General features: G+C 71.6%; 12 protein-coding genes. 4 read left to right on the top strand and 8 right to left on the bottom strand.

Translation table 11 applies throughout. The features are described 5' to 3' along the window. Positions 1 to 3: 3 nt before the first annotated feature. The 3 genes from QMO56_RS12315 to QMO56_RS12305 are packed head-to-tail and all read left to right on the top strand — an operon-like array spanning position 4 to position 3,052. Positions 4 to 1,278: a four-carbon acid sugar kinase family protein gene (locus QMO56_RS12315; RefSeq protein WP_283526102.1), complete on the top strand. Its 1,275-nt coding sequence runs from the start codon at positions 4 to 6 to the stop codon at positions 1,276 to 1,278. Continuing rightward, on the top strand, positions 1,275 to 2,285 hold the full coding sequence (gene pdxA / locus QMO56_RS12310; RefSeq protein WP_283526101.1) for a 4-hydroxythreonine-4-phosphate dehydrogenase PdxA: 1,011 nt from the start codon (positions 1,275 to 1,277) through the stop codon (positions 2,283 to 2,285). Before QMO56_RS12315 ends, pdxA begins: the two co-directional genes overlap by 4 nt. An 8-nt stretch (positions 2,286 to 2,293) precedes the next feature. Beyond that, positions 2,294 to 3,052: a DeoR/GlpR family DNA-binding transcription regulator gene (locus QMO56_RS12305; protein ID WP_283526099.1), complete on the top strand. Its 759-nt coding sequence runs from the start codon at positions 2,294 to 2,296 to the stop codon at positions 3,050 to 3,052. Positions 3,053 to 3,277: 225 nt separating this feature from the next. Here QMO56_RS12305 and QMO56_RS12300 read toward each other — a convergent pair whose 3' ends face one another. From QMO56_RS12300 to QMO56_RS12265, 8 genes are all read right to left on the bottom strand, one after another. Beyond that, a complete protein-coding gene (locus tag QMO56_RS12300) occupies positions 3,278 to 4,375 on the bottom strand; it encodes a branched-chain amino acid aminotransferase (RefSeq protein WP_283526097.1) in 1,098 nt (365 codons plus the stop codon). A gap of 166 nt (positions 4,376 to 4,541) precedes the next feature. Continuing rightward, the gene (locus QMO56_RS12295; RefSeq protein WP_283526096.1) at positions 4,542 to 5,723 is read right to left on the bottom strand and encodes a mandelate racemase/muconate lactonizing enzyme family protein; all 1,182 of its coding nucleotides are present in this window, start codon (positions 5,721 to 5,723) and stop codon (positions 4,542 to 4,544) included. Positions 5,724 to 5,754: 31 nt separating this feature from the next. Then, positions 5,755 to 6,693, bottom strand: a complete 939-nt coding sequence (locus tag QMO56_RS12290; protein WP_283526094.1) for a 2-hydroxyacid dehydrogenase — start codon at positions 6,691 to 6,693, stop codon at positions 5,755 to 5,757. Between the two features lie 31 nt (positions 6,694 to 6,724). After that, positions 6,725 to 7,501 (bottom strand): SDR family NAD(P)-dependent oxidoreductase, encoded by a 777-nt coding sequence (locus QMO56_RS12285; protein ID WP_283526092.1) that lies wholly within the window; start codon positions 7,499 to 7,501, stop codon positions 6,725 to 6,727. Further along, positions 7,498 to 8,613: an ABC transporter ATP-binding protein gene (locus QMO56_RS12280; protein WP_283526091.1), complete on the bottom strand. Its 1,116-nt coding sequence runs from the start codon at positions 8,611 to 8,613 to the stop codon at positions 7,498 to 7,500. Before QMO56_RS12280 ends, QMO56_RS12285 begins: the two co-directional genes overlap by 4 nt. A gap of 68 nt (positions 8,614 to 8,681) precedes the next feature. Further along, positions 8,682 to 9,566: a carbohydrate ABC transporter permease gene (locus QMO56_RS12275; protein WP_283526090.1), complete on the bottom strand. Its 885-nt coding sequence runs from the start codon at positions 9,564 to 9,566 to the stop codon at positions 8,682 to 8,684. Then, the gene (locus QMO56_RS12270; protein ID WP_283526088.1) at positions 9,559 to 10,560 is read right to left on the bottom strand and encodes a carbohydrate ABC transporter permease; all 1,002 of its coding nucleotides are present in this window, start codon (positions 10,558 to 10,560) and stop codon (positions 9,559 to 9,561) included. Before QMO56_RS12270 ends, QMO56_RS12275 begins: the two co-directional genes overlap by 8 nt. Positions 10,561 to 10,563: 3 nt before the next feature. Further along, positions 10,564 to 11,877, bottom strand: a complete 1,314-nt coding sequence (locus QMO56_RS12265; RefSeq protein ID WP_283526087.1) for an ABC transporter substrate-binding protein — start codon at positions 11,875 to 11,877, stop codon at positions 10,564 to 10,566. 294 nt (positions 11,878 to 12,171) lie between these two features. Between QMO56_RS12265 and QMO56_RS12260 the strand changes: the two genes are divergently transcribed. Then, positions 12,172 to 12,912 (top strand): GntR family transcriptional regulator, encoded by a 741-nt coding sequence (locus QMO56_RS12260; RefSeq protein WP_283526086.1) that lies wholly within the window; start codon positions 12,172 to 12,174, stop codon positions 12,910 to 12,912. The last annotated feature ends 240 nt before the right edge of the window (positions 12,913 to 13,152 follow it).

Raw genomic sequence — 13,152 nt, 5'->3', positions numbered from 1 at the left:
GCTATGTCCTCCCGCTGGCTGATCCTGGCCGATGACCTGACCGGCGCCGCCGATTGCGGCATCGCCTTCGCGCGGCGCGGGCTCTCGGCCTCGGTCGGCTGGCACGGCGCGCCGATGGCGGAGGAAGCGGGCGCGGTGCTGGCGATCGACGCCGACAGCCGCCGCCTGCCGCCCGAGGCCGCCGCGGCGCGCCATGTCGCCCTGCTGCGGGCGCGGCACCGGCCCGGCCAGGGCCTGATCAAGAAGATCGACTCCACCCTCCGCGGCCAGCCGGCGGCGGAGCTGGCCGCCACCTGCCGCGCCTTGCGCGCGGCCGGCCAGCCGGCGCTGGCCATCGTCGCCCCCGCCTTCCCGGCCACCGGCCGCACCACCGAGGGCGGCCGCATCCACCTGAACGGCACGCCACTGGAGGCCACTCCCCTCTGGGCGCGCGACCACAGCTACGCCTCCGCCCACCTGCCCACGGTGCTGGCGGAAGCCGGCCTCGCCACCCGCCTGCTGCCGCTGGAGGCCCTGCGCGCCGGCGAGCCGGCGGTGGGTGCCGCCCTCGCCGCCCTGACCGATGGCACCGAGGCCCTGGTCTGCGACGCCACCACGGCCGAGGACCTCGCCCTGCTGGCCCGCGCCAGCCTGCCGCTCGCCGGCCGTGTCTTCTGGGTGGGCTCCGGCGGCATCGCCGCCGCCCTGGCCGCCGCCCTGCCCGAAGCCGCCCCGGAGCACGCCGCCCCCGCCCTCCCCGCCGCGGCCGGCGGCGTGCTGGTCGTGGTCGGCAGCGTCGCCGAGGCCTCCCGTGCCGCCGCCGCCCGCCTGGTGGCCGAGGGCGCGGCCCACCCCTTCCTGATCCCGCCCGAGTTGCTGCGCGCTGGCCCGGCCGACCCGCGCTGGGCGTCGCTCGCCGCCGAGATCGCCGCCTCCCTCGCCGCCGGGCGGGACACGCTGGCCGAGATCGCCGACGACCCCGCCGCCGACCTTGCCCAGGGCGCCGCCCTGGCCGGACGGCTGGCTGCCCTGCTCGCCCCCGCCGCCGGGCGCATGGGCGGCCTCTTCGCCACCGGCGGCGAAACCGCCTGCGCCCTGCTGACCCATCTCGGCGTGCACGGCATCCGCCTGATCGAGGAGGTCGAGCCCGGCGTGCCGCTCGGCCTCACCCAGGGTGCGCTGTGCCTGCCCGTGATGACCAAGGCCGGCGCCTTCGGTGACGAGGGCACCCTGCTGCGCAGCCTGGCCCGCCTGCACGCGATGCCCGCCCCGCACCCGCTTCCTGGAGCCACCCCATGACCGCCACCCCCGACCATCGCCCCATCGTGGCCATCACCATGGGCGACGCCTCCGGCATCGGCCCCGAGATCATCATGAAGGCCCTGGCCCGCCCGGAGGTCTACGACCTCTGCCGCCCGCTGGTGGTCGGCGACGCCAACCGCCTGCGCGAGGCCGGCGCCATCACCGGCGGCAAGCTGGCGGTGGCCGCCCGCGCCACCCCCGCCGAGGCGGCTTTCACCCTCGGCACGGTGGACTGCATCGACCTCGGCCTGATCCCCGCCGGCCATCCCTGGGGCAAGCTCTCCCCGGTCTCTGGCGAGGGCGCCTACCGCTTCATCGAGCGCGCGACGCAGCTCGTCCAGGCCGGCGAGGCCGACGCCATCTGTACCGCGCCGCTCTCCAAGGAGGCGCTGCACGCCGCCGGCCACAAGTATCCCGGCCATACCGAGTTGCTGGCCCACCTGACCGGCACGCCCGAGGTTTCGATGATGCTGGTGGCGCCCAAGCTGCGCGTCATCCACGTCACCACGCATATCGGCCTGATGGACGCCATCCGGAAGATCGAGCCGGGGCTGGTGGAGCGCGTCATCGCCCGCGGCCACGCCACGCTGCAGAAATCCGGCATCGCCGATCCGCGCATCGGCGTCTGTGGCATCAACCCGCATGCCGGCGAGAACGGCCTCTTCGGCCAGGGCGAGGAGGAGGAGAAGATCATTCCCGCCGTGCAGGCCTGCCGCGCGAAGGGCTGGAAGGTGGAAGGCCCCCTCCCCGCCGACACCCTCTTCTTCCGCGCCGCCCGCGGCGACTTCGACCTGGTGGTGGCCATGTACCACGACCAGGGCCACGGCCCGGTGAAGGTGATGGGGCTGGAGGCCGGCGTGAACATCACCGTCGGCCTGCCGGTGATCCGCACCTCAGTGGACCATGGCACCGCCTTCGACATCGCCGGCAAGGGCATCGCCGACGACGGCAGCCTGATCGAGGCGCTGAAGCAGGCCGCCGACCTCGCCCCCAGGCGCGGCTGAGCCGCCCCATGCGGCAGAGCCGGAGCCGCCGCGACGCCATGCTGGAGGCGCTCGCCGGCGGCGCGGCGGATGTGGACGCGCTGGCCGCCCGCTTCGGCGTCTCCGCCTCCACCATCCGGCGCGACCTGCAGGCGCTCTCGCGCGAGCGGGCCATCACCCGCACCTACGGCGGCGCCCTGCTGGCCCATCCGGAGCCCGAGGAAAGCCTGGACGCCCGCACCCAGCGGCACGGCGCGGCCAAGGCGGCCATCGCCCGCGCCGCCGCCGCGCTGATCCACGCGGAGGACACGCTGATCCTGGACGGCGGCTCCACCGTCGCCGCCCTCGGCCCGCTGCTGCGTGGCGGCCAGCACCGTGTGATCACCAGCAACCTGCCGCTGATCGCGACGCTGGCCGGCGCCCCCGGCATCGAGCTGGTGCTGCTGGGCGGCGAGCTGCGCCCCATCAGCATGAGCACCACCGGCCCGCTCGCCGAGCAGGCCCTGCGCTGCATGACCGCTGACAAGGCCTTCATGGGCGCCGACGGCGTGGTGGCCGAGCGCGGCCTGTGCGAGGCCACCCTGCCGCAGATCGCGCTGAAGCGCCTGATGATGGAGCAGGGCGCCGAGGTCTTCGTGCTGGCCGACGCCTCCAAGCTGGGCCGCGCCTCGCAGGCCAACTGGGCGCGGCCGGCGCGCCCCTACACGCTGGTCACCGATGCCGGGGCGACCGAGGCGCAGCTCGCCCCCTTCGCCGCCGCCGGTATCCGCGTGGTGGTGGCCTGCTGAGGAACCGGGGGAGAATGAATTCTCCCCCGGCCCCCTCTTCTTCTTTTCTATCCGTTTTGTCGCGCTGACCGCAGGCGCTCACGCCGGGGCTGAAGCAGCCCCGGAGACTGCAACCCGCAAGGCCGCCCGGGACGGACATGGCCCCAGGCGGAACCGAAACCCAACAGAAAAAAGAAGCAAGGTCGGGGGAATTCATTCCCCCGACCTTGCTTCAGCCCTGCCTGCTCAGGCCGTGACCGGCGTCTTCACCACACTGGTCCAGCCATGCGGGTCCGGCGCGCGGCCATACTGGATGGCGGTGATGGCGTCATAGAGCTTCTGCGTCAGCGCGCCGGTCTGCCCCTGGCCGATGCGGATCGTCTCGCCCTTGTAGCCCAGTTCGCCCACCGGCGAGACCACCGCCGCCGTGCCCGTGCCCCACATCTCGCGCAGCGTGCCGTCGCGCCCGGCCTGCATCACCTCGTCGATGCTGATCTTGCGCTCGGAAACCTTCATCCCCCAGTCGCGCAGCAGTTGCAGGATGGAGTTGCGGGTCACGCCGTCCAGGATGGTGCCGGCCAGCGGCGGCGTGATCACCTCGTCGCCGATCTGCATCATGATGTTCATGGTGCCGACCTCGTCGATCCACTTCCGCTCGACGCCGTCCAGCCACAGCACCTGGGTGTAGCCGAGCCGCTCCGCCTCCTGCTGCGCCGAGAGCGAGGCCGCGTAGTTGGCCGCCGTCTTGGCCTCGCCGAGCCCGCCCTGCACCGCGCGGACATGCGTGTCGGTGGCGAGGATGCGCACCGGCTTCACGCCCTCCTTGTAGTAGGCACCCACCGGCGAGCAGATCACGAAATAGGTGTAGCTGTGCGCCGGGTGCACGCCGAGCATCACGTCCGTCGCGATCACCGTCGGGCGGATGTAGAGCGAGGTGCCGGGGCTGGAGGGCACCCATTCATGGTCGGCCGCGACGATCGCCTCGAAGGAGCGGCGCACCAGATCGGCGTCCATCTCGGGGATGCAGAGCGCGCGGGCGGACTTGTTCAGCCGCTCGGCATGGCGCTGGGCGCGGAACAGGCGGATGGTGCCGTCGGCGCCGCGGAAGGCCTTCAGCCCGTCAAAGATCGCCTGGCCGTAATGCAGCACCGAGGTTGCCGGGTCGAGCGTCAGCGGCCCATAGGGCACCACGCGCGGGTCGTGCCAGCCCTTCCCCTCGATATAGTCCATGACGAACATGTGGTCGGTGAAGACCTTGCCGAAGGAGAGCGAGGCATCCGCCGGCCGCGTATTGGGCGTCCGGGTCGGGGTCACGCTGATCGGCGTTTCGGTCGGTGCGGTCATTGCGCTCGGGCTCGCAGTTTTGTTGCGCGTTGACCCTATCCTACCGCAACAGCCGTTCGCCTTGGAGCCCTCGCACTTAACATTCCACCCATGCGCCCTGGTTCTGATAGGTCAGCCTTGCTGCCGGTTGCAGCAGGCGGGGGCGGCGTCCCCGCCGGGCGGCGCCTCAGTGCCGCGGCGGCCGCGCCTTCACCGCCGCCTCGTTCACCTCCATCCCCCAGCCCGGCCCGCTGGGCAGCAGCATGGCGCCATCCTCGATCACCGGTGCGCTGGTGAAGAACTCGTCCCGCCAGGCCACGCTGTCGATGTCGATCTCCATCACCCGGAAATTCGGCACGGCGGCGCAGAAATGCGCGCTCATGACGCTGGAGAGATGTCCGTAGAAGTTGTGCGGCGCCACGTTCATCTCATAGACATCGGCCATGGCGGCGATCTTCAGCGACTCCCAGAAGCCGTTCCAGACCACGTCGATGATCGCCACGTCCATCGCATAGGCCTCGAAGAAGGGCTTGAAGTCGCGCCGCTCGCAGAGCGTCTCGCAGGAGGCCACGGGGCAGGGCGCGGCGCGGCGGATCAGCGCCAGCGAGGCCGGGTCATGCGTGTCCACCTCCAGCCAGGCGAGGCGCACGGGCCCCAGCGCCTCGGCGATGCGCAGCACGCCCTCGGTCTTGAAGTGGAAGTTGACGTCCAGCATCACGCCCATCTCCGGCCCGGCGCCCTCGCGCAGCGCCATGGCCGTGTCATAGGCGGCGCGCACCACGCGCGGGTCCCAGTTCAGCTCCGGGAAGCCAGGCCCGTGCCCGAAGCCCGGCCGGTAGCTGGCCATGCCTCCCTGCCCGTCCGGCATCAGCGTGTTGGTCTTGAGGCCACGGAAGCCGCGCCGCCGCACCTCCTCCCCCAGCCGCGCGAGGTCGTCATAGCTGCGCACCTGCGGCACCCCCGTCATGGCCTCGGGCCAGCGCGCGCGGTAGCTGCCGCAATGCGACCAGTAGACCGGAATCCGCTCCCGCACCGCGCCCCCGAACAGGGCATGGACCGGCACCCCCAGCGCCTTGCCCTTGATGTCGAGCAGCGCGTTCTCGATCGCCGCCAGGGCCTGCCGGTTCAGCCCGCCACGCGACTGCACGGTCTTCACATGCAGCGTGCGGCCGATCCACTCCACCCGCATCGGGTCCAGGCCGATGATCGCCGGCGCCAGCGCCTCGATCACCTGGCTCAGCCCGGCGCTGCCGAAGTCCTGGTTGTACTCCGACCAGCCCACGATGCCGTCCGCGGTGGTGATCTTCAGGAAGGAGAAGGTCCGCCATCCCGCATCGCAGGACATCGTCTCCACGCGCTCGATCCTCATGCTTTCCTCCCCCTTCGTTGTTGTGGCGCCGTCAGACCACGGCGGTCGGCGGCTCCCGCCCGTCGAAATGCGCGGCGAGGTTGGCCAGCACCAGCTCGCCCATGGCGATGCGCGTCTCCACCGTGGCGCTGGCGCGGTGCGGCTGCAGCACGACATGGTCCATCCGCCACAGCGCCTCCGGCACATGCGGCTCGTCCACGAAGACGTCGAGGCCCGCGGCGCCGATGCGCCTGCCCTCCAGCGCCGCCACCAGCGCCGCCTCGTCCACGATGCTGCCGCGCGCCACGTTCACCAGGATGCCCTCCGGCCCCAGCGCCTCCAGCACCGCCGCGTTGATGATCCCGCGCGACTGCGGCCCGCCAGCCGCCGCCACCACCAGGATTTCCGCCCACTCCGCCAGCGCGAGGAGATCGGGAATGCGCCGGTAGTGCACGCCCGGGATCTCGGTCACGTCGGTATAGGCGATCGGCATGCCGAAGCCCTCGGCGCGCCTGGCGACGGCCCGGCCGATCCGCCCCAGCCCGACGATGCCGAGCTTCTTCCCCGTCACCTTGCGCGCCAGCGGCAGGCCCTGCCTGCCCCAGAGCCCTTCGCGCACATAGCGGTCGCCCTGGCAGATCTGCCGCGAGGCCGCCAGCAGCAGCGCCATGGCCATGTCCGCCACGTCGTCGGTCAGCACGTTCGGCGTGGTGGTGACGCGGATGCCCTGGGCGCGGGCATAGCCCAGGTCCACCGCATCCGTGCCGATGCCGTTCACCGCGACGATGCCGAGCTGCGGCAGCTTCTCCATCAGCGCCCGGCTGGCCCCGGTGACGCCGCCGGTCACGATGCCGCGAATGCGTGGTCCCACCTCGGCCAGGAAGGCCTCCCTGTCCTTTGCCTGGGCCAGGCGATGCACCGTGTAATCGGCGTCCAGCCGCGCCTCCAGCTCCGGCATCATCGCGCCGGTCAGCAGCACCTCACACTTCATCGCTCGTCCCTTTCTTCCGGCCGGCGCCCGCTCAGCGCGAGCCGCCATTGACCATGAAGCATTGCTTGGTGATCAGCCGGCTGTCATCCGAGGCGAGGAACAGCGCGAGCCGGGCGATATCCTCCGGCGTTATGCCGTCGGGCAGGCATTGCCGCGCCCGCATCTCGGTGATCCGCCGCTCGTCCGGGTACCACAGCGCCCGCTGCCGCGGCGTGATGACCATGCCGGGCGCGATGGCGTTCACCCGGATGCGGTCCGGCCCCACCTGCCGTGCCAGCGAGTTGGTGAAGCCCACCACCGCCGCCTTGGCCGCGCTGTAGGCCTGCATCTCGGCCGCCCCGTTCATCCAGGCGACGGAGGACATGTTGACGATCGCCCCGCCGCCGAGCTCGCGCATCTGCGGCACCACCGCCTGCGCGGCGAAGAAGGCGTGGCGGAAGTTCACCGCCATCATCCAGTCGAAGCTCTCTTCCGTCACCTCGGCGAAGTCCTGCCGCTGGTCGTTGGCGGCGTTGTTCACCAGCACGGCGGCCGGCCCCCGCGCCTCGCGGATGCGCGCCATGGCCGCCTTCAGCGCCGGAATGTCCGTCAGGTCGCAGGCCACGAAGAGCGGCTCCGCCGCCCCCTCGGCCGCCAGTTCGGCGGCCAGCGCCGCTCCCTCCTCCGCCTGCCAGTCCAGGAAGGCCACCCTTGCCCCCTGCTCCGCGAAGCCGCGCACGAAGGCGGCTCCGATGCCGCTCGCCCCGCCCGTCACGATGACGAGCTTTCCCTCGATCCCCGCGTAGCGCGAGGCGCTCACCCCGGTCATGCGATCAACTGCTCCGTCGCTGGGTCGAAGAGGCAGATGCGGCGCGTGTCCACCGCGAAGCGCGCGGCGCCCCCCACCGCCGGCCGCACATCCGGCGCCACCCGGCCGAGCACCGGCTCGCCGCCGAGCCGCATCATCACGATCGTCTCCGCCCCGGTCGGCTCGGTCATCTCCACTGGCGCCTCCAGGGTGGAGAAGCTTCCCGCCTCCTCCCCGAAGCGCCGCCCGGCCTCGGCGATGGCCTCGGGCCGGATGCCCAGCACCACCTCGCGGTCCCGCCAGCCCGGCGGCGGACCGCCCTGGAGCGGCAGCGGCAGGCGGATCTCGTCCGGCCGTCCCGCCCCGATCACCGCCACCGGCCGCTCACCCCCCACCAGCCGCGCGGCCACCGTGTTCATCGGCGGCGCCCCCATGAAGCGCGCGACGAAGAGGTTGGCCGGCCGGTTGTACACCGTGTCCGGGTCGGCGAACTGCTGCACCGCCCCCTGGTGCATCACCGCGATGCGCGTCGCCATCGTCATCGCCTCGATCTGGTCATGCGTGACATAGACCATGGTGGCGCCGATCCGCCGGTGGAGCTGTTTGATCTCCATCCGCATCTCGACGCGCAGCTTGGCGTCGAGGTTGGAGAGCGGCTCGTCGAACAGGAACAGCAGCGGATCGCGCACCAGCGCGCGGCCCATCGCCACGCGCTGCCGCTGCCCGCCCGAAAGCTGCGAAGGCCTGCGCTCCAGCAGCGCCTCGATCTGCAGCAGCCGCGCCGTGCGCGCCACCGCCTCCGCCTGCTGCCGCTTCGGCACGCCGCGGCACTCCATGCCGAAGGTGATGTTCTGCCGCACCGTCATGGTCGGGTAGAGCGCGTAGGACTGGAACACCATGGCGATGTCCCGGTCCTTCGGCGGCACCTGCGTCACCACCCGCCCGGCGATCTCCACCTCCCCCGCATCCGGCTGCTCCAGCCCGGCGACGATGTTGAGCAGCGTGGACTTGCCGCAGCCGGAAGGCCCGACCAGCACGATGAACTCGCCGCTCCCGGCCTCGATGTCGATGCCCTTCAGCACCTCCTGTGCGCCGAAGCGTTTTCGCACCCCCCGGATCACCAGCGCGGACATTCCGCCCCCCCTGTTCTCTGGTGGACCGATTCACGGCGACGCCGAAGCCGGCGCCGCCGATCGGGCCACTACTTCACCGCGCCGGCCGTCAGCCCGCGCAGGAAGTACTTCCCGCCGAAGAGATAGACGAGCAGCGTCGGCAGCGCCGCCAGCAGCACCGCCGCGCTCTGCACCCCGTATTGCGGCGCCTCGCTGACCGAGACGCTGAGCGCGATCAGCGCCGCCGTCACCGGCTGCTGCGTGCCGGAGGTGAAGGTCACGCCGTAGAGGAACTCGTTCCAGATATGCGTGAACTGCCAGATCACCGTGACGATCAGGATCGGCGGCGAGAGCGGCAGCACGATGCGCCAGAAGATGCGGAAATAGCCGGCGCCGTCGATCCGCGCCGCCTTCAGCAGCTCGGGCGGAATGGCGACGTAGTAGTTGCGGCAGAACAGCGTGGTGAAGCTGATGCCCTGCACCACATGGATCAGCACCAGGCCGCCGATGCTGTTGGTCAGCCCGAGCTCGCGCAGCACCAGCACCCAGGGGATCAGCTTCATCTGCTCCGGCAGGAAGACGCCGAGCGTCACCAGCCCGAAGACCCAGTTGTCCCCGCGGAAGCGCCACAGCGCGATGGAATAGCCGTTCAGCGCGCCCAGCAGCGTGGAAATGATGGTTGCCGGCACCACCAGCAGGAAGGAGTTCCACATATAGGGCGCGATGCCCGCGCAGCTCTGCGCGATGCAGTAGCTGCCCCAGGCACGGCTGAAATTGTCCAACGCCAGCGCGCGGGGCCAGCCGATGACGGAGGTGGCGCCGATGTCCTGCGCCGTACGTACCGAGTTCAGCGCCACCACCACCAGCGGCGCCAGGTAGAAGGCGGCGAAACCCGCCAGCAGCGCATAGACCACCGCGCGCCCGAGCCGGCTGCGCACCCCCGGCGCCAGGGCGGCCGCATTCGCCTCAGCCATGCCGCGCCTCCTTCCGCCTGCGCCAGCGCGCATAGGCGAAATAGGGCAGCAGCACGACCAGCAGCGAGAGCAGCAGCATCACCGCCGCCGCCGCGCCGCGCCCGAGCAGCCCGCGCTGGAACATCAGGTCATAGACGACAAGCGTCGGCAGCTGCGTCGCCAGCCCCGGCCCGCCGCCGGTCAGCGCCCGCACCAGGTCGAAGGTCTTGATGGCGAATTGCAGCAGGATCACCAGCACGGCGATGAAGATCGGCCCGATGCAGGGCAGCACCACCCGCCGGTAGATCCGCCAAGGCCCGGCGCCGTCGATCTGCGCCGCCTTGTAGAGGTCGGCGTCCACCGCGCGGATGCCGGCCAGGAACAGCGCCATGGCGAAGCCCGAGGCCTGCCAGGCGCCCGCGATGACGATGGTGTAGATCGCCATCTCCCGGTCCACCAGCCAGTCGAAGCGGAAGCCCTCCCAGCCGAAGCCCCGCACCAGGTGCTGGATGCCGATGCCGGGATTGAGCAGCCAGGCCCAGACCGTGCCGGTGACCACGAAGGACACCGCCATCGGGTAGAGGAAGATGGTGCGGAACAGGTTCTCCGCGCGGATGCGCTGGTCGATCAGCACCGCCAGCAGCAGCCCGAGCGCCGTGGTCAGCAGCACGAAGCCGCAGCCGTAGATCACGAGGTTCGTGTAGGCGATCTTCCAGTTCCGCGAGTTCAGCACGGAGACGTAGTTCTGCACCCCCACCCAGTCGTACTGCGGCAGCAGGGTCGAGGGGGTGAAGGAGATCCATGTGGTGTAGAGCGTGAAGCTCACCACATGCAGCACGCTGACCAGCAGCGGCGGCCAGAGCACCAGATGCGGCGCCCAGCGGCCCAGCGCGCCGCGCCATCGCGCGGGCGTGGCGCGCGCCGCCGGGCGAGGCAGGGCGGAGGCGGTGCCGGCCGGCATCGCCGCCGCCCCCACGCCCGGGCGCCGCGCCAGGGGTTCGGCTTCCGCCCGCATGGCTCAGCGCGCGCCTTCCACCGCCTCGGCGAGGCGCTGCCGGCCCTGCTCGGGCGTGATGGCCTTGTTGTGCACGAACTCCGTCAGCACGTCGATCATCGCCGCGCTGAGCTGGTTCGACTGCGCCATGTTGTGGGCGAGGCTGAGCACCGCCTGGTTGGCCTTCACCGCCTCCCCGAGCGAGCGCGAGGCTTCCCGCTGCCCCTCCGACCAGCCCTCGCCCGAGAGATCCATATCGGTGCGCACGGGGATGGAGCCGGTATGCTTGGAGTACATCTCCTGCACCCGCTTGCTCATCACCAGGTTGGCGAAGAGCCGCTGCCCCGCCTGCAGGTCCGGCTCCTTGCTGCGCCAGAAGATGAAGGCGTCGGCGTTCAGCACGAAGCAGGGCCTGCCGTTGTCCACCGGCGCCTGCCCGATCATGTAGTCCCCGGCGTCGAAGCCGTTATGCCGGATGACGCCCTGCGCCCAGCCGCCCATCATGAGCATGCCCATCTCGCCCTTGATGAAGCGCGGCAGGAACACGCTGTAGTGCTGGCCGGCGACGGCCGGGTCCATCCAGTCGGCGAAGCGGCGGAGCTGCCGGAAGGCGGCCAGCACCTCCGGCCCGCGCAGCGCGTCGTCGTCCAGCTCCATGATTGCGCGGCGATAGGCGGCGGGGCTGATGCCGGCCAGCGCGATCTCGAACTTCATCCCGTCATCCCAGCGGATGCCGCCATTGGCGACGGGCGTGATGCCGGCGGCCTGCATCTTGCCGGCGAGCGTGTTGAACGCCTCCCAGGTCGTCGGCAGCTCGGTGGCACCCACCTTGGCCATCGCCTTGCTGGAGACGAAGAGCGTGTTGGTGCGGTAGATCTGCAGCGGCAGCGCGATCCACTTGCCCTGGGGCTTGTGCAGCCTCGCCAGGTCCGGCGCCACCACCGTCTCGTAGCCCGCCGCGTCCACCAGCTCCGTCAGGTCCACCGTCGGCGCGATGCGCGACCAGGCCGCGATCTCCGGCCCCTTGAGCTGCGAGGCCGCCGGCGGGTTGCCGGCCAGGATGTCGGCCCGCAGCTTGTTCATCATCTCGGTGGTGAAGCCGGGCACCGGGCTGTGCTGCCAGACGCCGCCCTCCTCCTCGAAGACGCGCCCAAGCGCGGTGATGGCGGCGCCGTCGCTGCCCGCGCTCCATTGCGAGATCAGCGTCAGGCGCGGCTTCGGGCCGCCTCCCTGGCTCTTGTCCCCCTGGCCCTTATCCCCCTGGGCGCGCGCCAGATGCGGTGCGGCCAGCAGCGTGGCGGCGCCGGCGAGCAGGCCGCGGCGATGGATGGTGATCATGCTTCCCTCCCCTTCAGCCGGCCTGCCTTGCGGCCGGCGGTGCTGGTCGCGCAGAGCGGCCCGCCAGCCGGCACGAAGCCGGCCCGGCGGGTCCGGGGTGGTCACGTATCGGGGGCGCTGCCGGGCATGGCCGTTCCGTCTCCCTGATGGCCCCGCGGCGGCCTTGCGCCGCGGCGGTCCTTGTTTCTTGGTTTGTTACGGGATAGATTTGATCATATCGACGATCGGGTCAAGGCCGGAATGACCCCGCCGCGCGGGAGGCCGCGCCCCGGTCCGAGCAGGAAGGACGCCCCCGTGTCCAGCGCGCCCCCGCCCGAGGCCGCGGAAACCGACCTCGCCCTCGGCCGCACCATCTACCAGCGCGTCCATGAGCGCCTGCGCAACGACATCCTGGCCGGGCGCATCCCGCCCGGCGGGCGGCTGAAGATCGCCGATATCGCCCGCCGCCACGGCCTCAGCCAGATGCCGGTGCGCGAGGCGCTGCAACAGCTCCAGGGGGAGGGCCTCGTCATCCTCTCCCCCAACCGTGGCGCCCGCGTGCGGGCGATGGACGCCGCCTTCATCCGCAGCCTCTTCGACATCCGCGAGGCGCTGGAGGGCTTCCTGACGCGGCAGGCGGCCGCCTGCCTCACGCCGGCACTGATCGAGCAGTTGCGCGGCCTGCAGCGCCGCTACGACGCCGCCGTGGAATCGGGCGACCTGCGCGCCTGCAGCCCGCTGAACCGCGAGTTCCACGAGGCCATCCTGCGCGCCACCGGCAATCACGAGGCGATCCGTCTGCTCAACCAGCACACGGCGCTGATCGCCGCGCTGCGCGGGCGCGCCGGCTACGCGCCCGGGCGCCTCGCCACCATCCGGCAGGAGCACTGGGCGCTGATCGAGGCGCTGGAGCGTGGCGACGGGGCGGCGGCGCAGCGCGTCCATGCCGCCCATGTGCGCCGCGCCGCCGAGGACATGCTGGCCATGCTGCGCGCGGCCGCTCCCGTCCTGCTGCCGGAAGCCCGAACCCGAGCCGGGCTCCTTCGCCGGGCCTGAGCGCCCGCCGCGCTTCCCGGCGCCTGCCTTTCCGGCCCTGGATCAGCGCGCGCGTGGCAGAATGATGCCCGCCGCGCAATCAACCCATGGTTCCAGGCAGGCCAGGCGCGGAAATTTCCTGCCCGGGCGCCTCCGCGCGGTTTCCAGGGCAATTCCGGGGCAGAACAGCCGGGAAGCCGCAAGCCTGCAGGTACCGGCGTCTTGGAGCGGCCCTTTGGTATCATCCAGAATGCCTCAATA

This window comes from Roseomonas sp. E05, assembly GCF_030063475.1.
Lineage (GTDB): Bacteria > Pseudomonadota > Alphaproteobacteria > Acetobacterales > Acetobacteraceae > Pseudoroseomonas.
This window is presented reverse-complemented; position numbering and strand designations above follow the sequence as displayed.